Origin of the sequence: Comamonas aquatica NBRC 14918 (genome assembly GCF_000739875.1) — a bacterium.
Lineage (GTDB): Bacteria > Pseudomonadota > Gammaproteobacteria > Burkholderiales > Burkholderiaceae_C > Comamonas > Comamonas aquatica.
Window position 1 is genome coordinate 1 of record NZ_BBJR01000040.1, and the last position, 25,688, is coordinate 25,688.

Annotated in this window: 27 protein-coding genes; 18 read left to right on the forward strand and 9 right to left on the reverse strand. The window is 67.5% G+C overall.

Annotated elements, in window-relative coordinates; genetic code table 11:
* The first annotated feature begins 229 nt into the window (after positions 1-229).
* Positions 230-805, forward strand: a complete 576-nt coding sequence (locus tag CA2_RS08075) for a GNAT family N-acetyltransferase (protein WP_042415087.1) — start codon at positions 230-232, stop codon at positions 803-805.
* A gap of 220 nt (positions 806-1,025) precedes the next feature.
* Here CA2_RS08075 and CA2_RS08080 read toward each other — a convergent pair whose 3' ends face one another.
* The gene (locus tag CA2_RS08080; protein ID WP_042415090.1) at positions 1,026-1,472 is read right to left on the reverse strand and encodes an acyl-CoA thioesterase; all 447 of its coding nucleotides are present in this window, start codon (positions 1,470-1,472) and stop codon (positions 1,026-1,028) included.
* Between the two features lie 253 nt (positions 1,473-1,725).
* Between CA2_RS08080 and CA2_RS08085 the strand changes: the two genes are divergently transcribed.
* The 8 genes from CA2_RS08085 (at position 1,726) to CA2_RS08115 (ending at position 8,246) form a co-directional block, all read left to right on the forward strand.
* Positions 1,726-2,754 carry an ABC transporter substrate-binding protein gene (locus CA2_RS08085; protein ID WP_042415095.1) on the forward strand — a complete coding sequence of 343 codons (1,029 nt, stop codon included), beginning with the start codon at positions 1,726-1,728 and terminating at the stop codon, positions 2,752-2,754.
* A gap of 62 nt (positions 2,755-2,816) precedes the next feature.
* Positions 2,817-3,644, forward strand: coding sequence for an ABC transporter ATP-binding protein (locus CA2_RS08090; RefSeq protein ID WP_042415098.1), 828 nt, complete (start codon positions 2,817-2,819; stop codon positions 3,642-3,644).
* A 17-nt stretch (positions 3,645-3,661) separates the two neighbouring features.
* Positions 3,662-4,438 carry an ABC transporter permease gene (locus tag CA2_RS08095; protein WP_042415101.1) on the forward strand — a complete coding sequence of 259 codons (777 nt, stop codon included), beginning with the start codon at positions 3,662-3,664 and terminating at the stop codon, positions 4,436-4,438.
* A 443-nt stretch (positions 4,439-4,881) separates the two neighbouring features.
* Entirely contained in the window at positions 4,882-5,451 is a 570-nt protein-coding gene (locus tag CA2_RS08100; RefSeq protein WP_244982893.1) for a nucleoside deaminase, read from the forward strand.
* Between the two features lie 65 nt (positions 5,452-5,516).
* Positions 5,517-6,347: an urease accessory protein UreD gene (locus CA2_RS08105; protein ID WP_042415270.1), complete on the forward strand. Its 831-nt coding sequence runs from the start codon at positions 5,517-5,519 to the stop codon at positions 6,345-6,347.
* A gap of 160 nt (positions 6,348-6,507) precedes the next feature.
* Positions 6,508-6,768 (forward strand): hypothetical protein, encoded by a 261-nt coding sequence (locus tag CA2_RS17970; RefSeq protein ID WP_156105990.1) that lies wholly within the window; start codon positions 6,508-6,510, stop codon positions 6,766-6,768.
* 73 nt (positions 6,769-6,841) lie between these two features.
* Positions 6,842-7,213, forward strand: a complete 372-nt coding sequence (locus tag CA2_RS08110) for an Hsp20/alpha crystallin family protein (protein ID WP_042415104.1) — start codon at positions 6,842-6,844, stop codon at positions 7,211-7,213.
* Between the two features lie 190 nt (positions 7,214-7,403).
* The gene (locus CA2_RS08115) at positions 7,404-8,246 is read left to right on the forward strand and encodes a M48 family metallopeptidase (protein WP_052369877.1); all 843 of its coding nucleotides are present in this window, start codon (positions 7,404-7,406) and stop codon (positions 8,244-8,246) included.
* Positions 8,247-8,279: 33 nt separating this feature from the next.
* Here CA2_RS08115 and urtE read toward each other — a convergent pair whose 3' ends face one another.
* From urtE to CA2_RS08150, 7 genes are all read right to left on the reverse strand, one after another.
* Positions 8,280-8,972 carry an urea ABC transporter ATP-binding subunit UrtE gene (gene urtE / locus CA2_RS08120; protein WP_042415107.1) on the reverse strand — a complete coding sequence of 231 codons (693 nt, stop codon included), beginning with the start codon at positions 8,970-8,972 and terminating at the stop codon, positions 8,280-8,282.
* A gap of 306 nt (positions 8,973-9,278) precedes the next feature.
* Positions 9,279-10,151, reverse strand: a complete 873-nt coding sequence (gene urtD / locus CA2_RS08125; protein WP_042415109.1) for an urea ABC transporter ATP-binding protein UrtD — start codon at positions 10,149-10,151, stop codon at positions 9,279-9,281.
* Positions 10,148-11,293, reverse strand: coding sequence for an urea ABC transporter permease subunit UrtC (gene urtC, locus CA2_RS08130; protein WP_042415112.1), 1,146 nt, complete (start codon positions 11,291-11,293; stop codon positions 10,148-10,150). Before urtC ends, urtD begins: the two co-directional genes overlap by 4 nt.
* Positions 11,294-11,441: 148 nt before the next feature.
* Positions 11,442-13,043, reverse strand: a complete 1,602-nt coding sequence (gene urtB / locus CA2_RS08135; protein WP_042415115.1) for an urea ABC transporter permease subunit UrtB — start codon at positions 13,041-13,043, stop codon at positions 11,442-11,444.
* A gap of 100 nt (positions 13,044-13,143) precedes the next feature.
* On the reverse strand, positions 13,144-14,412 hold the full coding sequence (gene urtA, locus CA2_RS08140) for an urea ABC transporter substrate-binding protein (RefSeq protein ID WP_042415119.1): 1,269 nt from the start codon (positions 14,410-14,412) through the stop codon (positions 13,144-13,146).
* 92 nt (positions 14,413-14,504) lie between these two features.
* A complete protein-coding gene (locus CA2_RS08145) occupies positions 14,505-15,482 on the reverse strand; it encodes a response regulator (RefSeq protein WP_042415122.1) in 978 nt (325 codons plus the stop codon).
* A complete protein-coding gene (locus CA2_RS08150) occupies positions 15,479-19,075 on the reverse strand; it encodes a hybrid sensor histidine kinase/response regulator (RefSeq protein WP_042415125.1) in 3,597 nt (1,198 codons plus the stop codon). Before CA2_RS08150 ends, CA2_RS08145 begins: the two co-directional genes overlap by 4 nt.
* Positions 19,076-19,271: 196 nt before the next feature.
* Here CA2_RS08150 and CA2_RS08155 point away from each other — a divergent pair, with 196 nt between their 5' ends.
* From CA2_RS08155 to ureC, 4 genes are all read left to right on the forward strand, one after another.
* Complete coding sequence (locus tag CA2_RS08155; RefSeq protein ID WP_042415127.1) at positions 19,272-19,574, forward strand: urease subunit gamma; 303 nt, start codon at positions 19,272-19,274, stop codon at positions 19,572-19,574.
* A 63-nt stretch (positions 19,575-19,637) separates the two neighbouring features.
* Complete coding sequence (locus tag CA2_RS08160; RefSeq protein ID WP_042415130.1) at positions 19,638-20,255, forward strand: HupE/UreJ family protein; 618 nt, start codon at positions 19,638-19,640, stop codon at positions 20,253-20,255.
* A gap of 17 nt (positions 20,256-20,272) precedes the next feature.
* Entirely contained in the window at positions 20,273-20,578 is a 306-nt protein-coding gene (locus tag CA2_RS08165) for an urease subunit beta (RefSeq protein ID WP_042415133.1), read from the forward strand.
* Position 20,579: 1 nt separating this feature from the next.
* The gene (ureC, locus tag CA2_RS08170) at positions 20,580-22,298 is read left to right on the forward strand and encodes an urease subunit alpha (RefSeq protein WP_042415137.1); all 1,719 of its coding nucleotides are present in this window, start codon (positions 20,580-20,582) and stop codon (positions 22,296-22,298) included.
* Between the two features lie 4 nt (positions 22,299-22,302).
* Here ureC and CA2_RS08175 read toward each other — a convergent pair whose 3' ends face one another.
* On the reverse strand, positions 22,303-22,776 hold the full coding sequence (locus CA2_RS08175) for a gamma-glutamylcyclotransferase family protein (protein ID WP_042415140.1): 474 nt from the start codon (positions 22,774-22,776) through the stop codon (positions 22,303-22,305).
* Positions 22,777-22,857: 81 nt separating this feature from the next.
* Between CA2_RS08175 and ureE the strand changes: the two genes are divergently transcribed.
* From ureE to ureG, 5 genes are read left to right on the forward strand one after another with little or no spacing between them, the layout of a single operon-like run.
* The gene (gene ureE, locus CA2_RS08180; RefSeq protein ID WP_042415144.1) at positions 22,858-23,547 is read left to right on the forward strand and encodes an urease accessory protein UreE; all 690 of its coding nucleotides are present in this window, start codon (positions 22,858-22,860) and stop codon (positions 23,545-23,547) included.
* Positions 23,544-23,879, forward strand: a complete 336-nt coding sequence (locus tag CA2_RS08185; protein ID WP_042415147.1) for a DMT family transporter — start codon at positions 23,544-23,546, stop codon at positions 23,877-23,879. Before ureE ends, CA2_RS08185 begins: the two co-directional genes overlap by 4 nt.
* 1 nt (position 23,880) lies before the next feature.
* A complete protein-coding gene (locus tag CA2_RS08190; RefSeq protein ID WP_042415150.1) occupies positions 23,881-24,579 on the forward strand; it encodes an urease accessory protein UreF in 699 nt (232 codons plus the stop codon).
* A gap of 11 nt (positions 24,580-24,590) precedes the next feature.
* Positions 24,591-24,923 carry an antibiotic biosynthesis monooxygenase family protein gene (locus tag CA2_RS08195; protein ID WP_042415152.1) on the forward strand — a complete coding sequence of 111 codons (333 nt, stop codon included), beginning with the start codon at positions 24,591-24,593 and terminating at the stop codon, positions 24,921-24,923.
* Between the two features lie 29 nt (positions 24,924-24,952).
* A complete protein-coding gene (gene ureG / locus CA2_RS08200) occupies positions 24,953-25,615 on the forward strand; it encodes an urease accessory protein UreG (RefSeq protein ID WP_042415155.1) in 663 nt (220 codons plus the stop codon).
* The last annotated feature ends 73 nt before the right edge of the window (positions 25,616-25,688 follow it).

The following is a 25,688-nucleotide window of genomic DNA, read 5'->3' on the forward strand; positions in this document are numbered from 1 at the left end:
CGATGGGGTCGATGGGGCGATGGGGCGATGGGGCGATGGGGCGATGGGGCGATGGGGCGATGGGGCGATGGGGCGATGGGGCGATGGGGCGATGGGGCGATGGGGCGATGGGGCGATGGGGCGATGGGGCGATGGGGCGATGGGGCGATGGGGCGATGGGGCGATGGGGCGATGGGGCGATGGGGCGATGGGGCGATGGGGCGATGGCCCAGGTCTACACTGCCCCACCATGACCACCGCCCTCCCTCTTCGCCTGACGACCGACCGCCTGCACCTGCGCCCCTGGCAGGCCAGCGATTTGCCGGCGATGGCCCAGTTGCACGCCGATGCGCAGGCCATGCGCTACTTTCCGGCCACCCTGTCGCGGGCCGACAGCGATGCCCTGATGGCCCGCTTTCAGGCCCGCATCGACGCGCAGGGCTGGGGGTTCTGGGCGGCCGAGCACCGCGCCAGTGGCGAATGCATCGGCATGATCGGCCTGAACCGCCCGCGCGACGACCTGCCTTGCAGCCCCTGTGTGGAAGTGGGCTGGCGCCTGCGGCCGCGCTACTGGGGCCAGGGCCTGGCCACGGAAGGCGCCAGGGCCTGCGTGGACTGGGCGCTGACCACGCAGGGGCTGGACGAGGTGGTGGCCTTCACTGCCCTGCCCAACACGCCGTCCCAGGCGGTGATGCAGCGCCTGGGCATGCGGGTGGATCCGCACACCTTCGTGCACCCGGCACTGCCGGCCGGCCACGCGTTGACCGAACATTGCCTGTACCGCCTGTCGTGTGCGGACTGGCAGGCGGCGCGTTCTCAAAAATAGGAGCTGACTGCGCTTATCCTTCGGGCATTGCAGGATGAAAAGTCTCTGAAATCCAGAAACAACGCGCGCAAGGCGCTATGGATTCAACTAGCGCCACGGCCGCCGCGCAGCACCAGCACCAGGCTGCTGCACAGGCCCAAGGGGCCGCAGGCGCTGGCGCCCCCCGGTCCGGCAAGCCACCCCAGGGCCGTGCGCCCGTGCGGGGAGGGACCGCGCCAGATCAGGCCTCGGCCAGCAGCGGCTGCAGTTGCTGCAAGCGCTGGCGCAAGGCCTCGGGCAGGGCACAGGGGCGCTTGCTGTGCGGGTCCACGCAGACGACGCCGATCTTGCCCAGCGCCAGCAGCGTGCCGCTGTCGGCATCGACCAGGCGCCAGACCAGGTCAAAGCCCTTGGCCGCGATGTCGCGCACGGCCATCTGCACCTCCACGGCCTGGTGCGGAAAGGCCTCAGCCCGGTACTGCACGGCCTGATCCCCGACGAAGACGCGTACGCCCGCCACATCACTCTCGCGCCAGCGCCACTGGGCGAAGAACTGCATGCGCGCCTGCGAGGCCAGTTGCAGCAGCTGCACATTGTCTGTGTGCGCCCCGGGGTGCAAGGGAGCGGGACACACCAGGCGGGTGGCGAACACCGCGTCGTCAAAGTCAGCGAACTGGATACGGGCCATGGCAAAGAGATTCCAACAGGTGCAGCCATTTGCTGCGATGCAGCATTTTGCGGCAGCCGGCAGGCCCCTGCAATCACCTTGGTGCACCTGCGGCCCCTGCCGCACCAAAGCAGCGCAATCCCTGCGACACCATACAAAAACTGCATACAAAAAGCAGGCATTGTTTTTGCTCACTGCTGGTTACGAACGCCGCAGCGCCCCCTGGACTTGCAACGCTGTGGACCTTTCCAACCGCTTTGATCCTGGAGTTCCCATGCAAAAACGCAGCTTCCTGCAAGCAACCGCAGCACTGGCCCTGGTGGGCAGCCTGGGCATGGCCCACGCGCAGACCACGCCCCTGAAGTTCCAGCTGGACTGGCGCTTCGAAGGCCCCGCCGCCTTCTTCTTGCTGCCCGTGGCCAAGGGCTACTTCAAGGACGCGGGTCTGGATGTGACCGTCGACGCCGGCAACGGCTCGGGCGGCGCCGTGCAGCGCGTGGCCTCGGGCTCCTACGACATCGGTTTTGCCGACATGGCCTCGCTGATGGAATTCCACGCCAACAACCCCGACGCACCCAACAAGCCCGTGGGCGTGATGGTGGTCTACAACAACACCCCCGCCGCCGTGATGGCGCTCAAGAAGAGCGGCATCCAAACCCCCGCCGACCTCAGCGGCAAGAAGCTGGGCGCGCCCGTGTTCGACGCCGGCCGCAAGGCCTTCCCCACCTTCGCCAAGGTCAACAAGGTCAGCAACGTGGCCTGGACGGCCATGGACCCCCCACTGCGCGAAACCATGCTGGTGCGCGGTGACATCGACGCCATCACCGGCTTCACGTTCACCAGCCTGCTGAACCTGGAGGCGCGCGGCGTCAAGACCAGCGACGTGGTGGTGATGCAGTACGCCGACTACGGCGTGAAGTACTACGGCAACGTGATCATCGCCAGTCCCAAGCTGATCAAGGAAAACCCCGAAGCCATCAAGAAGTTCCTGGCCGCCTTCACCAAGGGCGCCAAGGACGTGATGGCCAAGCCGGCCGACGCCATCCAGTACGTCAAGGCGCGCGACGGCATTGCCAACGCGGCCCTGGAAACCCGCCGCCTGCAGCTGGCCATCGACACCGTGGTCAACAGCCCCGACGCCCGCAAGGAAGGTTTTGGCCGCCTGGATGTCGGCCGCCTGTCGCTGATGGCCTCGGAAGTCTCGGACGCCTTCGGCACCAAGACCCGCATCGACCCCAAGGCCGTCTGGAACGACAGCTTCCTGCCCAGCGCCGCGCAGCTGGACGTGCTGCCCAAGAAGTAAGACGGCTGTGTACAACCCGCGGCCGGACCGGTTGGTCTGGCCGCCCCCTCTGATGGATTCGTATGCAAAGCGCTGCCGACCCCTATTTCGTTGATTTCCGTGATGTCTGGCTGGCCTACAACGACGAGTTGCTGGCACAAAATCACTTTGCGGTCGAAGCCATTGACCTGCAGGTCCAACAAGGTGAGTTCATTGCCATCGTCGGCCCCTCGGGCTGCGGCAAATCCACCTTCATGAAGCTGGCCACCGGCCTGCGCATGCCCTCCATGGGCAAGATCCAGATCGATGGCCAGCCCGTCACCGGCCCGCTGAAGATCTCCGGCATGGCCTTCCAGTCACCCTCGCTGCTGCCCTGGCGCACCACGGTGGACAACGTGCTGCTGCCGCTGGAGATCGTGGAGCCGCACCGCTCGCAGTTCAAGGCGCGCCGCAAGGAATACGAGGAGCGCGCCCGCCACCTGCTGCAGAAAGTCGGCCTGGGTGGCTATGAGGACAAATTCCCCTGGCAGCTGTCGGGCGGCATGCAGCAGCGCGCCAGCATCTGCCGCGCGCTGATCCACGAGCCCAAGATGCTGCTGCTGGACGAGCCCTTCGGCGCCCTCGACGCCTTCACGCGCGAGGAGCTGTGGTGCATCCTGCGCGACCTGCACGCCGAGCAGCAATTCAACGTCATCCTGGTCACGCACGACCTGCGTGAATCCGTTTTCCTGGCCGACACCATCTACGTGATGAGCAAGAGCCCCGGCCGCTTCGTCGTGCGCCGCGATGTGGAGCTGCCCCGCCCCCGCGACCTGGAGCTGACCTACACCAAGGAGTTCACCGACATCGTGCACGAGCTGCGCGGCCACATCGGTGCCATGCGCAAAAGCGGTGCAGTGATCAACCAATGAGCAGCCAAGGATTCGCAATGAACAAACTCAACAACAAACTGCTGGAGCGCTGGTCGCCCTGGGTGCTGCTGCTGATGGTGGTGGTGCTGTGGCAGGTAGTCTGCGCGGCCTTTGAGGTCTCGGAATTCATCTTCCCCAGCCCCTGGCTGATCTTCCGGGACTTTATGGAATACCACGTCGTGATCGCCGGCCACGCCTGGCGCACCTTCTGGGTGACCATGGCCGGCTTCGGCGTCGCCATCGTGGTGGGCGTGCTGCTGGGTTTCCTGATCGGCAGCTCGCGCCTGGCCTATGCCGCCGTCTACCCGCTGATGACGGCCTTCAACGCCCTGCCCAAGGCGGCCTTCGTGCCCATCCTGGTGGTCTGGTTCGGCATCGGCGTGGGCCCGGCCATCCTCACCGCCTTCCTGATCAGCTTCTTCCCCATCATGGTCAACATCGCCACCGGCCTGGCCACGCTGGAGCCCGAGTTGGAAGACGTGCTGCGCGTGCTGGGCGCCAAACGCTGGGATGTGCTGATGAAGGTCGGCCTGCCGCGCTCCCTGCCCTACTTCTACGGCTCGCTCAAGGTCGCCATCACCCTGGCCTTCGTCGGCACCACGGTGTCGGAGATGACCGCCGCCAACGAAGGCATCGGCTACCTGCTGATCTCGGCCGGCTCGTCCATGCAGATGGGCCTGGCGTTTGCCGGCCTGCTGGTCGTGGGCGCCATGGCCATGGTGATGTACGAACTGTTCAGCTGGGTGGAAAAGCGCACCACGGGCTGGGCCCACCGCGGCTCCCAGAACCACTGAGGGGCCGAGCCTCGTCCCCTTTCACCGATCCCCCGAACCTCGACTTGGGCCTGCCTCGTGCAGGCCTTTTTTTGTGCCCGCTGCGCCCGGCGCCCCCACTCCCGCAGGCGCTGCAGCCAGGCCCTAACGGCCCCACGGTGGAGCGCGACGGCTCGCGTAGACGAGCGCCCACGGCTTGCACCAAAAACAGGCGTTGGCGCTCTTGCAGGCTGCGGATGGCGCTTTTCTTTTTGAAGCAGCCCCATTGCAGCGCCCCTTGGCCGCCCCTTGGCGACGCCCAGCGGCACAACCGCTTACAACTTGCCCCCCAGCCCACCTACAAACCATCCACACTTTTGGCACGGCCTGTGCATTGAAGCTGAGCGCCCCCGGATGCAACAACGCCGTCCCACCACGGTCCTGGTGTTGTGGACCCCGCTGTCTTGCCAGGAAAGGCCCACGCCATGCACACCCAGTTCTTCCACCACCCAGGCCCCACCCACGCCATGCCGCCCGACGACGAATACGCCCTCGACAGCACCGACAGCCACTGGCTGCGCCAGGCCTTTGTCTGGGCGAATGCCGCCCGCCTGCGTGGCAACCGGCCCTTCGGCGCCATCATCGTCTCCGGCAGCGGCCGCATCCTGGCCGAGGCCTTCAGCAACACCCGCGAGACCGGCGACGCCACCGGCCACGCCGAGATGAATGCCATCCGCCAGCTGGGCATGGCCCGCCTGGCGCCCGATGTGCTGGCCGGCGCCACGCTCTACGCCAGTGCCGAACCCTGCGTGATGTGCGCCGGTGCCATCTGCAGCAGCGGTCTGCGCCGCGTGGTCTTCGGCCTGGATGCACAGCGGCTGCACCACATCCGCCCCGACCTGCGCGCCTGCCTGCTGTCCTGCCACGATGTGTTGGCCCACGCCCAGGAGGCCATCAGCTGCACCGGCCCCTGCCTCGTCGAGGAAGCCCTGGCCGTCTACGAAGACAGCTGGCTGTCCCCCGGTGACGCCCCAGCGGATGCGCCCCCGGGCTGAGCCACACGCCCCGCGCGGCGCTCCAACTTGGTGCAGCAGGCGCATTTCTTGCTTGGATGGCGGCCATGCCTTGGCTCGCTCAACTTGATCTGGACTATTCCATGGCCGCGGAACGTACCCGCGTGCACTTCCACCACGACGGACCGCTGCGCGTGCTGCGCAGCCTGTACCCGGAGGGCGATGCCATCTGCCACAACGTGCTGGTGCACCCGCCCGGCGGCCTGGTCGGCGGCGACACCCTGGACATCCGGGTGCGCGTGCAGCCCCAGGCCCATGCCCTGGTCACCACCCCCGGCGCCACGCGCTTTTACAAGACCCAGGGCGAAACCGCCACGCAGCGCACCCACCTGCAGCTGGACGCCGGTGCCCGCCTGGAATGGCTGCCGCTGGAAGCGCTGGCCTACAACGCCTGCGATGCGCACAACCAGCTGACGCTGGCACTGGCGCCCGGGGCGGAGCTGATCGCCTGGGACATCACCGCCTTCGGCCTGCCCCATGCCGGCGAGCCCTTTGTGCAGGGCCAGTTCACCCAGCACATGGCGTGGCCCGGGCATTGGCTGGAACACGGCACCCTGCGCGCCGAAGACGCACGCCTGATGGACGGCCCCCTGGGCCTGGCCGGTCAGCGCTGCATGGGCAGCCTGGTGCTGGCCTGCGGCACGCCCCTGACCCGCGTGCAGCGCGAGCAACTGCTGGACGCCACGCGCGCCGTGCTCGATGCCCACCCGCAAGGCGCCTGGTGCGGCATCACCGCCCCCAACGAGCACATGCTGGTGCTGCGCGGTCTGGCCCCGGTGGTCGAACCGCTGATGCAGCTGTGGCAGCAGGTGCGGGCCTGCTGGCGCCAGCAGCACTGGGGACTGCCGGGCACGGCACCGCGCATCTGGAGCATGTAAGGCCCGCGGTGCCCAAAAGTAATCGGCACAGCCTGGTCTGCAGCCAAGGATGCACGCCTCTCCGCGCCAAGCCTGGATCCAGGGCTTGCTGCAGTGCGCGCAGGCTGTGTCCCCGCAGGGGTGAACGGCCCATAGTCATCCTCGTTTTCCGCACAAGCTCATGCGCACAACGTCGTTCGCGGCGCTGGCCGCCCTGCCTACACTGGCCCACACCCCATCCGTTCACCCGGCCGCGGCTGCCAGGGCGGATGCTGTTTTGTCTCCTCGGCAGGGCACCCTCGCCGCAGGTATTGGCGCTGCCCTGGGCAGCGCTTTTTTTCTGCCCGGACCCACCCTCGCCGCGCAGGCAGCGCGCAATAAAGGCTGTTGGCGGTTTTTCAAGGGGTTTTGGCGAAATTTATTGTTGAAAAAACAGACTTGAAAAGCCCTGGGCCGGCGATATCTACGGAACATCCAGGCGCAGACGGCGCCACCCCACACCAAGGAGTTATCGCATGTTCCTCGCAACCCCCATCATCCGCCATGTGACCCGCCCCGATGCCAGCCTGCAACGCTTCATGCAGGCCGCCACGAATGCCGCCCAGCAGCTCAACGGTGACTTCCAGGTCAGCCAAACCGACGAAGCCACGGTGTTGAGCATCGACGTCCCCGGCCTGAGCCGCGAGCAGCTGCAGCTGCGCATCGAAGACAACATGGTGCACCTGCACAGCATAGAAGGTGCGCCCCGCCAGGTGCGCCGCAGTTGGGAGCTGCCCCACGAGATCGATGTGCCAGCCTCCAGCGCCAAGCTGGACCTGGGCGTGCTGACCTTGACCCTGCAGCGCCGCAAGCCCGTCGACAAGACGGTCACGCTGAACATCCAGTAATTCTGGCTCGCAACCCCTCCCACGCCGTGGTCGCTTCACTGCCCCACGGCGTTTTGCCGTCCGGGTGGGGCCACCCCGCACGTGCCAGGCCCAGCCGCTGCGCGGCCGACGCGGCAGGCTGCATGAAAATAGGCGCCTTGGCCTGCACACACCCTGGACCGTGCAGGCGCTGTTTTCCAAAGGACTGCACATGACCCGGGCACCCGCCTCCTTCTGGCGCACCATGGCCGCACTGGCCTGCACCATCGGCCTGCTGCAAGGCTGCGCCAGCACCACCCAATCAGGGGCCATCGGCCTGCAACGCAGCCAGCTGATGCTGGTGTCCAGCGACAGCATCAACGCCCAGGCGGCCAAGGGCTTCCAGCAGCTCACGGCCGATGCCCAGTCCAAGAAAAAACTCAACACCGATGCGGCGATGACGCAGCGCGTGCGCCGCATCGGCCACGACCTGATTGCCCAGGTCGGGGTGTTCCGCCCCGATGCGCGCGACTGGGCCTGGGAAATCAATGTCTTCGAGTCAGAGGACATCAACGCCTTCTGCGCCCCCGGCGGCAAGATCGGCGTCTACACCGGCCTCGTCAACCGGCTGCGCCTGACCGACGATGAGCTGGCCGCCGTCATGGGCCACGAAATCGCCCACGCCCTGCGCGAACACTCGCGCGAGCAGATGTCGCAAAAGACCCTCTCCGGCCTCATCACCAGCACCATCGCCGTGGCCACGGGTGTGCCCGGAGAGCTGATGGATGCCGGCTCGCAGATGCTGGTGCACCTGCCCAACTCGCGCGCCATGGAGCTGGAGTCGGACGTGATCGGCCTGGAGCTGATGGCCCGCGCCGGCTACGACCCGCGCAATGCCTCGTCCATCTGGCGCAAGATGCAGCAGGTCAGCGGCGGCCAGCAAGGGGCCTCGTTCCTCAGCACCCACCCCGCGGGCGATCAACGCATTGCCGAGCTGGATGCCTATGTGCCCAAGGTGCTGCCGCTGTACCAGGCGGCCGTGGCGCAGAAAAAAGCCCCGGCCCGCAGCCGCTGACGCAGCCCCCACGCAGGGGCTGCCCAGCCCGCCCTAAATCGCCACCAGCTTCTGGATCCCCTTGGCCTGCATCTCGGTGCCCGGCCCTGCAGCGATCACCTCGCCGCGCTCCATCACCACGTACTGGTCGGCCAGCGCTTCGGCAAAGTCGTAGTACTGCTCGCACAGCAGCACGGCCATGCCGCGCTCCTTGGCCAGCATGCGGATCACGCGGCCGATGTCCTTGATGATGCTGGGCTGGATGCCTTCGGTCGGCTCGTCCAGGATCAGCAGGCCCGGCGCCGGCGCCAGGGCGCGGGCAATCGCCAGCTGCTGCTGCTGGCCGCCGGACAGGTCGCCCCCGCGGCGCTGCAGCATCTGCTGGAGCACCGGGAACAGCGTGTACAAGTCCTGCGGGATCGGCGTGCGGCCACTTTTGTAGGCCAGGCCCATGCGCAGGTTGTCCTCCACCGTCAAGCGGCCAAAGATCTCGCGCCCCTGGGGCACAAAACCGATGCCGGCGCGTGCGCGCTCGTAGGGTGTCAGCCCCTGGATGGGCTGGCCGTTCCAGGTGATGGTGCCGCTGCGGATGGGCACCAGCCCCATCAGGCTCTTGAGCAGCGTGGTCTTGCCCACGCCGTTGCGCCCCAGCAGCACGGTGATCTGGCCGGGCTCGGCCTGCACGCTCACATCGCGCAGGATGTGCGAGCCGCCGTAGTACTGGTGCAGGTTTTTAACTTTGAGCATTTTTGGCCTCCAACGCAGATCAATCCTGCGCAAGCAGCTCTTATTTCGAGAGCTACTGTTTCAATTTTCATAGCTGCTTGCGCTGGTATTCCGAGGCTTTCAAAGCAAAAATCATTGGAAAACCTCTTACTACAAGCGCTAACAGCTATCCATCTTCATTGCCCCCAGCTATGCAGATCCGCCAGCACCGCGTCGCGCTGCGGTGGCGACGAGGTGCCAAGCCGCAGACAGTCGCTGCACTGCACTGCACTGCACTGCGATTTGGCTTGGCTTGGCAACGGCGTATCCAGGCTGGTGTGCATCTCGCTAGCGCCCCAGATAGACCTCGATCACGCGCTCGTCGGCCTGCACCTGGGCCAGCGTGCCTTCGGCCAGCACGCTGCCGTCGCACAGCACGGTGACCTTCTCGCTGATGGTGGCGATGAAGGACATGTCGTGCTCCACCACCATCAACGAGTGCTGGCCCTTGAGGGTCAGGAACAGCTCGGCCGTGCGTGCGGTTTCGTCATCGGTCATGCCGGCCACGGGTTCGTCGAGCAGCAGCAGCTTGGGCTCCTGCATCAGCAGCATGCCGATCTCCAGCCACTGCTTCTGGCCGTGACTGAGCACGCCGGCCTGGCGGTGGACTTCGCTGGCCAGGTGGATGGTGTGCAGGATGCCGGCCAGCCGGTCGCTTTGCGCGCTGTCGAGCCGGAAGAACAGGGAGTGCTGCACACCCTTGTGCGTCTTGAGCGCCAGCTCCAGGTTCTCGAACACCGTCAGCTGCTCGAACACCGTGGGTTTCTGGAACTTGCGGCCAATTCCCAGCTGGGCGATCTGCGGCTCGTTGTGGCGCAGCAGGTCGATGGTGGAGCCGAAGAACACCGAGCCTTTGTCGGGCCGGGTCTTGCCGGTGATGATGTCCATCATCGTGGTCTTGCCTGCGCCATTGGGGCCGATGATGCAGCGCAGCTCGCCCGGCGCAATGTCCAGGTTCAGGCCGTTGATGGCCTTGAAACCGTCGAAGCTGACGTGCACATCTTCCAGGTACAGGATGCGGCCATGGGTCACATCGACTTCGCCCGGCGTCGCGATGCGCGCCATGCTGGCGCTGCGACCACCTGAACCGATGTTTTGCGCGGCTTTTTCAGCCGCGGCACGCATGCGGACCGCGCCCGCTTCCATCAGGTCCGGGGTCATGCCGCACCTCCCTCTTGCTTCGATCCGAACTTGCCGCGCAGCTTGCGCACCACGCCGACGATGCCCTGGGGCATCCACAGTGTCACGGCGATGAACAGAGCGCCCAGGAAATACAGCCAGAACTCCGGCGCCGCCACGGTGAGCCAGCTCTTGGCGCCATTCACGGCAAACGCGCCGACGATGGGGCCGATCAGGCTGCCGCGCCCGCCCACGGCCGTCCACACGGCGATCTCGATCGAGCTGGCGGCCGACATTTCCACCGGGTTGATGATGCCCACCTGGGGCACGTACAAGGCCCCGGCCAGGCCGCACATCATGGCGCTGATGACCCAGATGGTCAGCTTGTAGGGCAGCGGCGCATAGCCCGAGAACATGACGCGCGACTCGGCATCGCGGATGGCCTGCAGCACGCGGCCAAACTTGCTGCGCACCAGCCAGCGCGCCAGCAGAAAGCAGCCCAGCAGGGTGCAGCCCGTCAGCACAAACAGGGCCATGCGCATCTCCTGCGTGGCCAGCGGCATGCCGAGGATGCGCTTGAAGTCCGTGAAACCGTTGTTGCCGCCAAAGCCGGTTTCATTGCGGAAGAACAGCAGCATGGCCGCATAGGTCAGCGCCTGCGTGATGATGGAGAAATACACACCCTTGATGCGCGAGCGGAAGGCAAACCAGCCAAACACGAAGGCCACCACACCGGGCACCGCGAAGATCAGGATGAAGGTGGCGATGAAGCTGTCCGACAGCGCCCAGAACCAGGGCAGCTCCTTCCAGGCCAGGAACACCATGAAGGCGGGCAGCTCCTCGGCGCCCACGGACTGGCGGCTCAGGTACATGCCCATGACATAGCCACCCAGCGCAAAGAACAGGCCATGGCCCAGGCTCAGGATGCCGGTGTAGCCCCAGATCAGGTCCATAGCCAGCGCGCAGATGGCGTAGCACATGATCTTGCCCAGCAGGCGCACGGCGTAGTCCGACAGGTGGAACACGCTGCCCTCGCCCACCCACAAGTTCAGCACCGGGGCCACGGCACAGACCACGACCAGCGCCAGCATGAATGCCGACCAGCCGGCCTTGGTGAGCAGCGGTTGGCGCCCCGGCAACTCCACCGGCACAAACACGCTTGATTTCAAAACAGAACTTGTCATTACTTAGCTCCCGCACCCAGCAAGGAATAAAGCCAGCTTTCGCGGTAGACAGCCCGCAAGGGCCGCCCCGCAGCGAGGCTGTCGTCCCCTTTCCCGCGCAGCGAGAGAAAGGGGAAGCGGCGTAGCCGCACAGGGGATTGATTCAGGTTCATTCCGCGCTCCGGCCCTTCATCGCGAAGATGCCCTGGGGCCGCTTCTGGATGAAGGCGATGATGAACACCAGCACCGCGATCTTGGCCAGCACCGCGCCGGTCCAGCCTTCGAGGAACTTGTTCAGGATGCCCAGCCCCAGCGCGGCATACACCGTGCCCGCCAGCTGGCCCACGCCGCCCAGCACCACCACCATGAAGGAGTCCACGATGTAGCTCTGCCCCAGGTCGGGGCCGACGTTGCCCACCTGGCTCAGCGCGCAGCCGGCCAGGCCGGCAATGCCACTGCCCAGGGCAAAGGCCAGCGTGTCCACGCGCGCCGTGTTCACGCCCATGCAGGCCGCAATCGGGCGGTTCTGCGTGACCCCGCGCACGAACAGGCCTAGGCGGGTGCGTGCAATCAGGTAGGCCACACCCGCCAGCACGGCGAAGGCAAAGGCGATGATGATCAGGCGGTTGAAAGGCAGGGTCAGGTTGGGCAGCAGCTGCCAGCCACCGCTCATCCACACCGGGTTTTCCACGGCCACGTTCTGCGCGCCGAAGGTGGAACGCACCAGCTGCATCAGCACCAGCGAGATGCCCCAGGTGGCCAGCAGGGTCTCCAGCGGGCGGCCGTACAGAAAGCGCAGCACGCCGCGCTCCATCACCGCACCCACCAGGGCCGAGGCCAGGAAGGCCACGGGCAGAGCCGCCAGCAGGTACCAGTCAAAGAAGTCGGGCAGGTAGCTGCGGAACACGCCCTGCACCACATAGGTGGCGTAGGCGCCAATCATCATCAGCTCGCCGTGGGCCATGTTGATCACGCCCATCAAGCCGTAGGTGATGGCCAGGCCCAGGGCCACCAGCAGCAGGATGGAGCCCAGGCTGATGCCGGTGAAGGCCACGCCCAGGCGCTCGCCCCAGGCCAGCTGGTCCTTGACCTCGGCCAGGGCGCGCTTGAGCGCCGCCTGCACCTGGGCATGCGGCTCCTGCGCCAGTTGCTCGTTCAGCAGCAGGCGCGTGGCCGGTGTGGCGTGGCGCGCCAGCAGGGCCGCGGCGTCGATGCGCTGCTCGGCCTGCGGACTGCCCAGCAGGGCCGCGGATTTCGCCAGCGCCAGCGCGGCCTGGACGTCCGCCTGCTGCTCTCGCGCCAGGGCCTTGTCGAGCAGCGGCAGGCGTTCGGGCGTCGCGCCCTGCAGCATGGCCTGGGCCGCTTCCAGGCGTTCGGCATCGTTGCCCACCAGCAGGTTCAGTGCGGCCAGGGCGTTGCCGATCTCACGGCGCAGGCGGTTGTTGGTGCTGGCGTCACTCGCCCCCTCGGGCAGCGGCACGGCCTGCCCCGTCACGGGGTCGCGGGCTTCGCCCCCGCGCACGATGAAGGCCGCCGCGCCGGTGAACTGCACCTCACCGTCGCGCAGGGCCTGCAGGAAGTCGGCCGTGCGGGCGGCATCGCCCGTGGCCGCGGCCTCCTGCATGGCGGCAATGCGGCTGTTGTTGTCGCCATCGGCCATGGCCAGCGCCTGCTCGGCCGTCAGCGCCTGGGCCGGGGCCTGCCACAGGGCCGCGCAGGCCAGCGCTGCGCCCAGCCAGGGCCGGAGGGTGCGCAAGAGGGGAAAAAGCATAGGTCATCCAATCAGCAAAAGGCCCGTCCGGTGGGGACGGGCCTTCGGGTCGAGGTGCGGTTCACCGGTGCAACCGCGCTGCGGCCGCACGCGTGTCCCCTCACTTCTTCTCGGGCTCGTCCTTCTTCTTGTCGTTGCCGTCGATGAAGGGGCTCCAGGGCTGGGCCTTGATGGGTTCCTTGGTCTTCCAGACCACGTTGAACTGGCCATCGGCCTTGATCTCGCCGATCAGCACCGGCTTGTGCAGGTGGTGGTTCTTGGCATCCATGGTCAGCGTGAAGCCGCTGGGCGCCTTGAAGGTCTGGCCGGCCATGGCGGCGATCACTTTGTTCACCTCCAGGGACTTGGCCTTTTCCACGGCCTGCTTCCACATGTGGATGCCGACGTAGGTGGCTTCCATGGGGTCGTTGGTCAGCGGCTTGGTGGACTGGCCGGGCAGGTTCTTGGCCTTGGCATAGGTGCTCCACTGCTTGATCCAGGCGTCGTTGGTGGGGTTCTTGACGCTCATGAAATAGTTCCACGAGGCCAGGTGGCCGACCAGGGGCTTGGGATCGAGGCCGCGCAGCTCTTCCTCGCCGACCGAGAAGGCCACCACAGGCACCTCGGTGGCCTTGATGCCGGCGTTGCCCAGTTCCTTGTAGAAGGGCACGTTGGAGTCGCCGTTGATGGTGGAGATCACGGCCGTCTTGCCCCCCGCAGCGAACTTCTTGATGTCGGCCACGATGGTCTGGTAGTCGCTGTGGCCAAACGGGGTGTAGGCCTCCATGATGTCCTTGTCGGCCACGCCCTTCTTCTTCAGGAAGGCACGCAGGATCTTGTTGGCCGTGCGCGGGTAGACGTAGTCGGTGCCCAGCAGCACCCAGCGCTTGGCGCTGCCGCCGTCCTCGCCCATCAGGTATTCCACGGCGGGAATGGCCTGCTGGTTGGGCGCTGCGCCGGTGTAGAACACGTTCTTGGACAGCTCCTCGCCCTCGTACTGCACGGGGTAGAACAGCAGGGCATTGTTTTCCTCATAGACCGGCAGCACCGACTTGCGGCACACCGAGGTCCAGCAGCCGAAGGTCACGGCCACCTTGTCCTGGCTGATCAGCTGCTTGGCCTTTTCCGCCGCCAGCGGCCAGTTGGAGGCGGTGTCGATCACCACGGGCTCCAGCTTCTTGCCCAGCACACCGCCCTTGGCGTTGATGTCCTCGATGGTCATCAGGGCCATGTCCTTGAGGGCGGTCTCCGAAATCGCCATGGTGCCCGACAGGGCGTGCAGCACACCCACCTTGATGGTGTCGGCCGCCTGGGCGGACAGTGCGGTAAAGCCCATGCCGGCAACGGTTGCGGCAGCGGCCAGGGTCTTCAGGGTGAAACGGCGTGGCATGGTGAGAACTCCTCTCGGTGGGTTGATGGAGTCCATGCTAGGGATGACCCGGTACGGCGCCTATACGCCGGATGGCGTACGCCCTGCGCCGTTCATCCGCCCTGGCGCAGCCGCCCCAGGGCCAGGGCCGCGGCCGCCGTGCGCGTTTCCACGCCCAGCTTGGCGTGGATGCGCTCCAGGTGCTTTTTCACCGTGGCCGGGCTGCTGCCCACGATGTCGGCAATGTCGCGGTTGATCTTGCCCTGCGCCACCCAGAACAGCACCTCGGCCTCCTTGGCCGTCAGCGCAAAGGCCTCGCGCAGCAGCTGGGCCGCGGCGCTGCCCGACTCCTCGCGCATCACCACCAGCAGCTCGCCGCCCTGCCCCTCTTCCATCGGCGGGTGCAGGTGCAGCACCAGGCGCCGGTCGCTGCCGGCCACGGGCTGGGGGGCCGCCAGCACCCAGCGGGGCGGCTCGGCCAGCCCTTGCAGCACCCCGTCCAGCTGCCGCGCCATCCAGTGGCGCAGGGTCTCGCCCACGGTGGCGCTGCCGGCGTCACCGGGGCTGTCGCCATAGGCCAGCAGCAGGCGGCGCGCCAGCGCGGTCTGCCACAGGATGCGGCCATCCGCCACGCGCACCGTCATGCTGGCGTAGCCAAAGGCATCCAGCGCACTGCGCGCCTGCAGCGCCTGCTGCGCCTGGCTGCGGGCGCGCCGGGCGGTGCCCAGGTGCACCTGCATGCGGGCCAGCACCTCGGCGGGCTTCAGGGGTTTGGTCACATAGTCCACGCCGCCGGCGGCCAGGGCGGCCACCAGGTGCTCGGTCTCGGTCAATCCGGTCATGAACACCACCGGGATGGCCGCGGTCTGCGCATCGGCCTTGAGGCGGCGCGCCACCTCGAAACCGTCCATGCCCGGCATCAGCGCATCCAGCAAGATGATGTCTGGCTGGGCCTGCGCGGCGCGCTGCAAGGCCTGCTCGCCATGCGTGGCCACCAGGACGGTGTAGCCCGCCTCATCCAGCGCGTCGTGCAGCACCGACAGGTTGTCGGGCACGTCGTCCACGATCAGCACCACGTCCGGCGCGTTCATGGCAGCCCCACATCCGTCGCCTGCTGCTGCGCCACCGCGCGCGCCAGGCCGTCCATGTCGAACTGCTGCACCAGGCCGCGCCACTGCGTCCACAGCACCGCCTGCGCGGGGTGTGCCTGCTCCAGCTGCGCCAGGGCCTGGCGCACGCCGCGCACATAGCCCAGCTGCAGCGCCTGGCACAGCGGCGCCAGGTCCTCGGCCGGGACCGCGGCGACGGGCGGGCCATCAGCCCCAGGTTCTTTGCTATTGAATTGCATAGCATCCTGCACCCACTGTACGGGCGTTGCGGTGGTTTTTGCTTCTAGCGCGTAGTGCCACACCAGGTCCAGACGTTGGGCCAGCCAGTGCAGCAGCTCGCTGTGGCGCACGGGCTTGACGAGGAAGTCCTGCGGCGCAATCCCCACGTCGTTGGGCAGCTCGCGGTCAAAGGCATTGGCCGAGACCACGGCGCAGGCGATGTCACCGGCCTGCAGCGCCCGCAGGCGGCGCAGCGTTTCCCAGCCGTCGATGCCGGGCATGGCCAGGTCCATGAAGACGGCATCGGGCACCCAACCGCCCGCCACCCAGGCCAGGGCCGCATGGCCGCTGTCGGCCTGCTGCACCTCGAAGCCCAGCGGTGCCAGCAGCTGCCGCAGCACGCCGCGGTCGGCCTCCTCGTTGTCCACCACCAACACCCGGCGGCGCGGCCCAGCATAGCCCACGGGCATGCGCTGCAGCGGCGCGACGGCGGGCGCCACGCCCTCGACCGAGGGCAGGAACAGCCGCACCTCGAACACCGCGCCCTGGCCCGGTGCGCTGTGCAGGGTCAGCACGCCGCCCATCAGTTCGGTCAGCATCTTGGCCATGGTCAGGCCCAGGCCGGCACCGCCCGCCGCCGTGGCGGCCTGGCCGCGCTCGAAGGGCTCGAAGATGCGCGCCTGCTCCTCGGGCCCCAGGCCCGGGCCGGTGTCGATCACGCGCACGATGGCCATCTGCCGCGCATGCTGCACCTGCAGGGTGACGTGGCCCTGCTGCGTGAACTTCAGCGCATTGCCCAACAGGTTGATGACGATCTGGCGCAGCCGCTTTTCGTCGGCCCGCACCACGGCGGGCAGCCGCCCCTGCACCTCGTAGTGGAAGGCCAGGCCCTTGGCCTGGGCCTGCAGGGCGAACAGATCGGCCAGGGCCTGCATGCCTTCGGCAAAGTGCATGGGCGCCACCTGCAGGGCCAGCTTGCCCGATTCGATGCGCGCCACGTCCAGCGTGCCCTCGATCAGCGACAGCAGGTGCTCGCCGCCACGCCGGATCACCTGCACCGCGTGCTGGCGGTGCGGGGGCACGCTGTCATCGGCCCCCATGAGCTGGGCGTAGCCCAGGATGCTGTTGAGCGGCGTGCGCAGCTCGTGGCTGATGGCGCTGAGGTAGCGGCTCTTGGCCTGGTTGGCGTGGTCGGCGGTTTCGCGTGCCGCCTCGGCCACGGCACGCGCCTCTTCGGCGGCTTTGCGGGCGCTTTGCAGCGCGGCATCGGTCTGCTGGTGCAGGGCGATTTCGCGCACCAGCAGGCCGGTCTGGCGGTTGGACTCTTCCTGCGCCACGCGGCGGCTCTGGTGCGCCAGCACCAGCCACCAGGCGACGATGCCGGCAATCAGCAGCAGGCCCAGGTAGGCCTTAAGCATGGCCGAACCCAGCGCCGCCTGTGCGGCCTGCAGCGCGGCCGGCGTCATGGCGGTGCGCTGCAGGGTCTGCAGCTCCTGGTGGTAGAGCAGACCCAGCACCGCGGCCAGCAGCGGGGCAATCACCAGCATCAGCAGCAGAAAGTGCCCCAGGCCCTTGTCGAACAGCCGCCACAGCTGCTCCGGCAGCAGCCAGCGCAGCGCGGCGCGCCACTGCACGCCCCAGTGCGCCTGGGGCTTGCACAGGTCGCCGCAGCGCGCATCCAGGGTGCAGCACAGCGAACAGATGTGACCGCCATAGGCCGGACAGTGGGCCATGTCCGGCACTTCGTAGTCGCGCTCGCACACGGTGCAGCGCAGGGTGTGCACGGCCTGGGCCTGGGGGACCGCGCGGCAGCCCGTGCACCCGGCGCAGGCCTGTGCCGGCAGCGTGGCCGTGCGCGCCAGGTAGTAGCGCCCGCGCGTGGCCCAGGCAATCAGCGGCGCGGCGACCAGGGCCACCACCATGGCGATCAGGGCCGAGAAGGCCTGGGCCAGCGGCCCGAACACGCCCAAGTGGGCCGCGATCGACAGCCCCGAGGCCAGGCCCATGGCCCCCACGCCCACGGGGTTGATGTCGTACAGGTGGGCACGCTTGAATTCGATGCCCCGCGGCGACCAGCCCAGCGGCTTGTTGATGACCAGGTCGGCCACCACGGCCATGATCCATGCGATGGCGATGTTGGAGTACAGGCCCAGCACCTCACCCAGGGCGCGGAACACATTCATCTCCATCAGCATGAAGGCGATCAGCGTGTTGAACACCACCCACACCACGCGCCCGGGGTGGCTGTGCGTGAGGCGCGAGAAGAAGTTGGACCAGGCCAGCGAGCCCGCATAGGCATTGGTCACATTGATCTTGAGCTGCGAGATCACCACGAACAGCGCCGTGGCCGCCACCGCCCAGCCGTAGTGCGGGAAGACGTACTCATACGCCGCCAGGTACATCTGGTTGGGATCGACCGCATGGCTGGCCGGCACGGAGTGCGAGATCGCCAGGTAGGCCAGCAGCGCACCGCCCAGCATCTTGGCCACACCCAGCACCACCCAGCCCGGACCGCCCAGCAGCACGCCGGACCACCAGCGCAGCCGCGTGGTCTGCGCGCGCGCCGGCATGAAGCGCAGGTAGTCGGCCTGCTCCCCCATCTGGGTGATCAGCGCGATGCCCACGGTCAGCGCCGCACCAAAAAGAGGCAGTGAAAAGTGCGCACCCGCGCCCGACTCCCCACCGTAGTGCACCACCTGCGCAAACGCACCGGGATTGCGCAGCAGCACGTAGACAAAGGGCACGACCAGCATCAGCAGCCACAGCGGCTGGGTCCACATCTGCAGCCGGCTGATCATGGACACCCCGTGCGTGACCAGCGGAATCACCACCAGGGCGCAGATCAGGTAGCCCCAGGCCGGCGGGATGTCCAGCGCCAACTCCAGCGCATAGGCCATCACGGCCGCCTCCAGCGCGAAGAAGATGAAGGTGAAGGTGGCGTAGATCAGCGAGGTGATGGTCGAGCCGATGTAGCCAAAGCCTGCGCCGCGCGTCAGCAGGTCCATGTCCACCCCGTAGCGCGCCGCGTAGACGCTGATGGGCAGGCCCGCCGCAAAGATGATCAGGCCGGTGGCCACGATGGCCCAGAAGGCATTCGCCCAGCCGTACTGCACCAGCAGCGTGGCGCCCACGGCCTCCAGGATCAGGAACGAGGCCGCGCCGAACGCGGTGTTCGCCACCCGCCACGCAGACCAGCGCCGAAAGCGCTGCGGCGTGTAGCGCAGGGCGTAGTCCTCCAGGGTTTCCGTCGCCACCCAGCCGTTGTAGTCGCGGCGCACCTTGACCACCTGCTGCGGCACGCAGGGGTCGGTCGAGGCAGGCGTCACAGGCGCGGCAGCGGCAGGGGGCTGGGTCATGGTGGGTCCAGCGATGCAGCTTCTGTGCCCGACTGGCACGGTGCTTGCACTGCAGGTGCCATGCCCTGGTGACCGCCCGGGCGCCGCACGGCCCGCCGTGTGTGCGCGCGCCGGGCGGCATGCAGGCCGCGACATGGCATGGCCGCCCCGCCCCCGTCCACGGGGCCGGCGCTGCGGACCGATGGAGGGAATCGACATGGAATTAACGCCGCGAGAAAAAGACAAGCTGCTCATCTTCACCGCCGCGCTGCTGGCCGAGCGCCGCCAGGCCCGTGGCCTGAAGCTGAACTACCCGGAATCCGTGGCCCTGATCAGCGCCTTCGTCATGGAAGGCGCCCGTGACGGCAAGACCGTGGCCCAGCTGATGAGCGCGGGCCGCACCGTGCTGACGCGCGCCGACGTGATGGACGGCGTGGCCGAGATGATTCCCGACATCCAGATCGAGGCCACTTTCCCCGATGGCACCAAGCTGGTCACGGTGCACGAACCTATCGTCTGAGCGACCGTCCAGAACTTGCAGCCTTTTAGGCCTCTAGCCCTTATTCCACCAGCGCAGACAGCTATGAAAACCAAGAACCTGATCACCACCCTCCTCGCCACCGCGTCGGCCCTGCCGCTGAGCGCCCTGGCCCACGTGGGCGCGGACGGCGGTGGCCACCACAATTTCCTCGACAGCCTGGGCCACGCTTTCGCCCACCCCTTTGGCGGCGCCGACCACCTGGCGGCCATGCTGGCCGTGGGCGCCTGGAGCGCCCTGGCCTTTCCCCACCACGGCACGGTCTGGCGCGCCCCGGCGGCCTTTGTGGCCCTGCTGGTGGCCGGCTGCCTGGCCGGCTTTGCGGGCCTGCACGTGCCGGCCGTCGAGCCCATGATCGCCGCCTCGGTGCTGGTGCTGGGCCTGCTGGTGATGGTGCGGCAGAAGATGGCCTGGGGTGCCGCCGCCGCCCTGGTCGGGGTGTTTGCCTTCTTCCACGGCGCGGCCCACGGCTATGAGCTGTTCGAGGACAGCGCCGCCGCCGCGGCCGGCGCCGTGCTGGGCATGGCAGCCGGATCGGCCCTGCTGCACCTGGGCGGCATGGCCTTGGGCCACCGCGTGATGCAGCGCCACCAGTTGCTGGCCAGGCTGGCAGGCGCCGCGACCGCCGTCCTGGGCGTGGCCCTGCTGACGCGTCTGGCCTGATCCCACGGAGGCACCACATGATTCCTGGTGAACTGCTCCTGGACGAGGGGGCCCACCCCCTCAACCCCGGCCGGCGCACGGTCACGCTGCTGGTCAAGAACGCCAGCGACCGCCCCATCCAGGTCGGCTCGCACTACCACTTTGCCGAAACCAACGCGGGCCTGGACTTCGACCGCGCCAGCGCCCACGGCATGCGCCTGAACATCGCCAGTGGCATGGCCGTGCGCTTCGAGCCCGGCCAGCAACGCACGGTGGAGCTGGTCGACATCGGCGGCGACCGCCAGATCTACGGCTTTCGCGGCCTGATTCAAGGAGCACTTTGATATGGCCACCATGGACCGACGTGCCTACGCCGAAACCTTTGGCCCCACCGTGGGCGACCGCCTGCGCCTGGCCGATACCGAGTTGATCGTCGAAGTCGAGAAAGACTACACCCTGGCCGCGGGCGGCTATGGCGAGGAAGTGAAGTTCGGCGGCGGCAAGACCATCCGTGACGGCATGGCGCAAAGCCAGCGCACGCGCGAGCAAGGCGCGGTGGATACCGTGCTGACCAACGCGCTGATCCTGGACCACTGGGGCATCGTCAAGGCCGACATTGGCCTGAAAGGCGGCCGCATCGTGGCCATCGGCAAGGCCGGCAACCCCGACACCCAGCCGGGCGTGGACATCATCATCGGCCCGGGCACGGAAATCATCAGCTGCGAGGGCCACATCGTCACCGCCGGTGGCATCGACACCCACATCCACTTCATCGCCCCGCAGCAGATCGAGGAAGCACTGACCAGCGGCGTGACCACCATGATTGGCGGTGGCACCGGCCCGGCCACCGGCACCTTTGCCACCACCTGCACGCCCGGTCCCTGGCACATGGAGCGCATGCTGCAGGCGGCCGACGCCTTCCCCATGAACCTGGGTTTTCTGGGCAAGGGCAATGCCAGCCTGCCAGCCGGCCTGCACGAGCAGATCAGCGCCGGCGCCATCGGCCTGAAGCTGCACGAGGACTGGGGCAGCACGCCCGCGGCCATCAGCAACTGCCTGGATGTGGCCGAAGAGACCGACACCCAGGTCGCCATCCACACCGACACGCTCAACGAATCGGGTTTTGTGGAAGACACCGTGGCCGCCTTCAAGGGCCGCACCATCCACACCTTCCACACCGAAGGCGCGGGCGGCGGCCATGCGCCAGACATCCTGAAGGTGGTGGGCGAGGCGAATGTGCTGCCCTCGTCGACCAACCCCACGCGCCCCTACACCATCAACACGCTGGACGAGCACGTCGACATGCTGATGGTCTGCCACCACCTGGACGCCGGGATTGCCGAGGACCTGGCCTTTGCCGAAAGCCGCATCCGCAAGGAGACGATTGCGGCCGAGGACATCTTGCACGACATCGGCGCGATCAGCATGTTCAGCTCCGACAGCCAGGCCATGGGCCGCGTGGGCGAGGTCATCCTGCGCACCTGGCAGACGGCGCACAAGATGAAGCTGCAGCGCGGCCCACTCTCCGGTGACGGCGCGCGCAACGACAACTTCCGCGTCAAGCGCTACATCGCCAAATACACCATCAACCCGGCGATTGCCCACGGTATCAGCCACGAGGTGGGCAGCATCGAGGTGGGCAAGTGGGCCGACCTGGTGATCTGGAAACCCGCCTTCTTCGGCGTCAAGCCGTTTTGCATCTTGAAAGGCGGCAGCATCGCCATGGCGGCCATGGGCGACCCGAACGCCTCCATCCCCACGCCCCAGCCCGTGCACTACCGCCCCATGTTTGCCAGCTTTGGCGGGGCCATCGCCAAGACCTCGCTGACCTTTGTCTCGCAGGCCGGGCTGGCGGCCGGCATCGGCGAGCGCTTTGGCCTGGCCAAGACGCTGTCCGCCGTGAAGGGCATCCGCGGCGTGCACAAGCAGCACATGGTCCACAACGACCTGGCGCCACGCATGGAGGTGGACGCCCAGACCTATGCCGTGCGCGCCGATGGGCAGTTGCTGACCTGCGAACCCGCGGTCAGCCTGCCTATGGCGCAGCGCTACTTCCTGTTCTGAGCGCTCACGCGCCGGGAGCTGTCTTATGGGCCTTGAACCACGCCAGCCAGTCGCCGCTGTCAATCACCGGCGCGGACTGCACGGTCGCTGGCAAGGCCTCGTAGACCAGCACCGCCAGCATCTGCGTGCCGCCACCGGTCAGGGCCACCGGCACGGTGAGGGTGCGCTTGGTGTATTCGCCCGTGTCCTGGGGCCAGATGCCTTCGTAGCCGTCCAGCACCTGCTCCAAGGCCGCGTCCAGCGGATAGACCTCGGCCAGCACCTGCTGCGAGCCCTGCAGCACCAGGCCGGGGTACCAGCCCAGGTCGTGCAGCGTGCCCGTCAGCGTGGTGCGGCCGGTGATCACCATGCCGCCGCGCAGCCGCGCAATGTCATTCACTGCGCCGGCGCGCAGCGTGCCGTAGACGGCCACATGGCCCACACCGCAGGGCTGCCAGCCGGACTTATCAGACCGAGAGAGTTCAGAGGGGGTTGACATGTTTGTCATGCTATTGGATAGGAAAGCGCTTGGGAATGCACAAAGCGAGCCAGTCTGTAGCTCTCCTTTTGAAAGTAACCTATGTTGACCATCCACAAACTCCTGCCCCAGGGCCAAGGCCTGGCCAAAGTGCTGCTGCAGCGCGCCGCCACCGTCGAGCTGGACTGGGACGTGCGCCAAAAGTCGCGCTTTGCCGCTACCGACAGCCAGGGCCGCGAACTGGCCATCTTCCTGCCGCGCGGCCAGGCCGTGCGCGGCGGCGACGTGCTGGTGGCCGAAGACGGATCGCTGATCCGTGCGATTGCCGCACCCCAGCGCGTGCTGAAGATCACCGCCTGCGCCACACACGGCACAGCCTTTGACCTGGTGCGCGCCGCCTACCACCTGGGCAACCGCCATGTACCCATCGAGTTGCAGCCCGACCACCTGAAGATCGAACCCGACCATGTGCTGGCCGACATGCTGCGCAGCCTGCACATGACCGTGGTGGCGGCCGATCTGCCGTTCGAGCCCGAAGGCGGCGCCTATGGCGGCCATGTGACCAACGACGGACACAGCCACCACCACCACAGCCACGGGGCAGAACATGCCCATGGGCACGGGCATGCACACAGCCACAGCCACAGCCACAGCCATGCCCACGCCCCGGCACAGCCTGCCGGCGGCTGCGGGCATGCGCAGCCCAAGGCCCAGGGCGCCTCCGGGGCGGGCTGCGGTCACTGCGATCACCATGACCATGCCCACCACCCCGGCCAGGGCTGTGGCGGATGAGCTGGCTCTACCTGATCACGGCCAGCCTGTGCGAGATCGTCTACGCCGCCGCCATGCCGCGCACCGCAGGGTTCACGCGGCTGGGGCCCAGCCTGTTCTGCCTCGGCTTCATCGCCGCCAGCATGTACCTGCTGTCGCTGGCCACGCGCAGCATGCCCGTCGGGACCGCGTATGCGGTCTGGGTCGGCATCGGTGCCGTGGGCACGGCCGCCTACGGCATGTTGTGGCTGGGCGAAGACCGCAGCGTGGCGCGCATGGCCTGCTTCGGCCTGATCCTGATGGGCATCGTGGGCCTGAAGCTGCTCACCCTGCGCAGCGACCCGGGGGCCTGAGATGCTGAGCCATCCCACCGCCGCCACCTTCCTGCAACTGATGTGGCTGGCCTCACCGGCCTTGCCGATCGGGGGGTTTTCGTACTCCGAGGGGCTGGAGGCCGCCATCGACAGCGGCCGCGTCACCACGGAGGCCGAGGCCGCCGAGTGGCTGCGCCACCAGCTGCACCTGACGCAGTCGCGCGGCGACATGGCCGCCATCGCCCAGGCCCTGCCGGCGTGGGCGGCGCAGGACCGAGCCCGCCTCGCCCAACTGAACGACTGGGTGCGCCACACCCGCGAAAGCGCCGAGCTGCGCCTGCAGACCGAGCAGATGGGCCGCTCGCTGATCGAATGGCTAAAGAACCGCCATGCCGGCGACACCGCCATCCAGGCCCAGGTGCAATGGCTGGCCGCGCAGGACGCCAGCTACCCCCTGGCGTTTGCGCTGGCCGCGCACCTGACGGGGGCCCAGACCCCCGATGCGCTGCTGGCCTATGCCTTTGGCTGGGCCGAGAACATGGTCCAGGCCGCCATCAAGGCCGTGCCGCTGGGGCAAAGCGCCGGCCAGCGCATCCTGGCACGCCTGACGCAGGAGATTCCCGCCGCCGTCGAACTGGCCCTGGCACTGCCCGATGCCGAACGCCAGGCCTTCTCGCCGATGCTGGCGATCCTGTCGGCGCGGCATGAACACCAGTACTCTCGGCTGTTCCGCAGCTGAGTCCCACCACCATGTCCCCTGGTTTCGCCCCCACCCCGCAGCCGCCCTACTACGCGGCCATCTTCACCTCGCAGCGCACCGCCGGCGACCAGGGCTATGGCGCCATGGCCGACCGCATGCTGGAGCTGGCCTGTCAGCAACCCGGCTACCTGGGCGCGGAAAGCGTCCGCGATGCCCACGGCTTCGGCATCACCGTGTCCTACTGGGCCAGCGAAGCCGCCATCCGCGACTGGAAACAGCACGCCGAGCACCAGGTAGCCCAGGCACAGGGCCACGCCCGCTGGTACCAGCACTTTGAACTGCGCATCGCCAAGGTCGAACGGGCCTATGGCATGCATCCCTGAGCCCCCTTGTTTTTGAGAAAGCACCGACCATGTCCAGCGCCCTGCACCACATCCCCCACCGCACCAAGAAGCTGCCCCCGCTGCGCGTGGGCATCGGCGGGCCCGTCGGCTCCGGCAAGACCACCATCCTCGAGATGCTGTGCAAGGCCATGCGCGAGAAATGGGACCTGGTGGCCATCACCAACGACATCTACACCAAGGAAGACCAGCGCCTGCTGACCATCAGCGGTGCCCTGCCGCCCGAGCGCATCATGGGCGTGGAGACCGGCGGCTGCCCGCACACCGCCATCCGCGAGGACGCCTCCATCAACCTGGAAGCCATCGACCGCATGCTGGGCCAGTTCCCGGATGCCGACATCGTCTTCATCGAATCCGGCGGCGACAATCTGGCCGCCACCTTCAGCCCCGAGCTGTCGGACCTGACGATTTATGTAATTGACGTCGCCGCAGGGGAAAAGATCCCGCGCAAGGGCGGCCCCGGCATCACCAAGAGCGACCTGTTCGTCATCAACAAGACCGACCTGGCCCCGCACGTGGGCGCCGATCTGGCCATCATGCGCAGCGACACCGTGAAGCAGCGCACGACGCCCAAGGGCCTCAAGCCCTTTGTGATGACCAACCTCAAGACGCTGGAGGGCCTGGACGAGGTAGTGGCCTTCATCGAGCGCCAGGGGCTGCTGCACGGCGCCTGAAGGCAGCGCCACGGCAGCAGGGGCGGTAGCCTGCGGCTGCTCGGCGCAGCGAAGGGCCTGCCCGGGCCGCCCA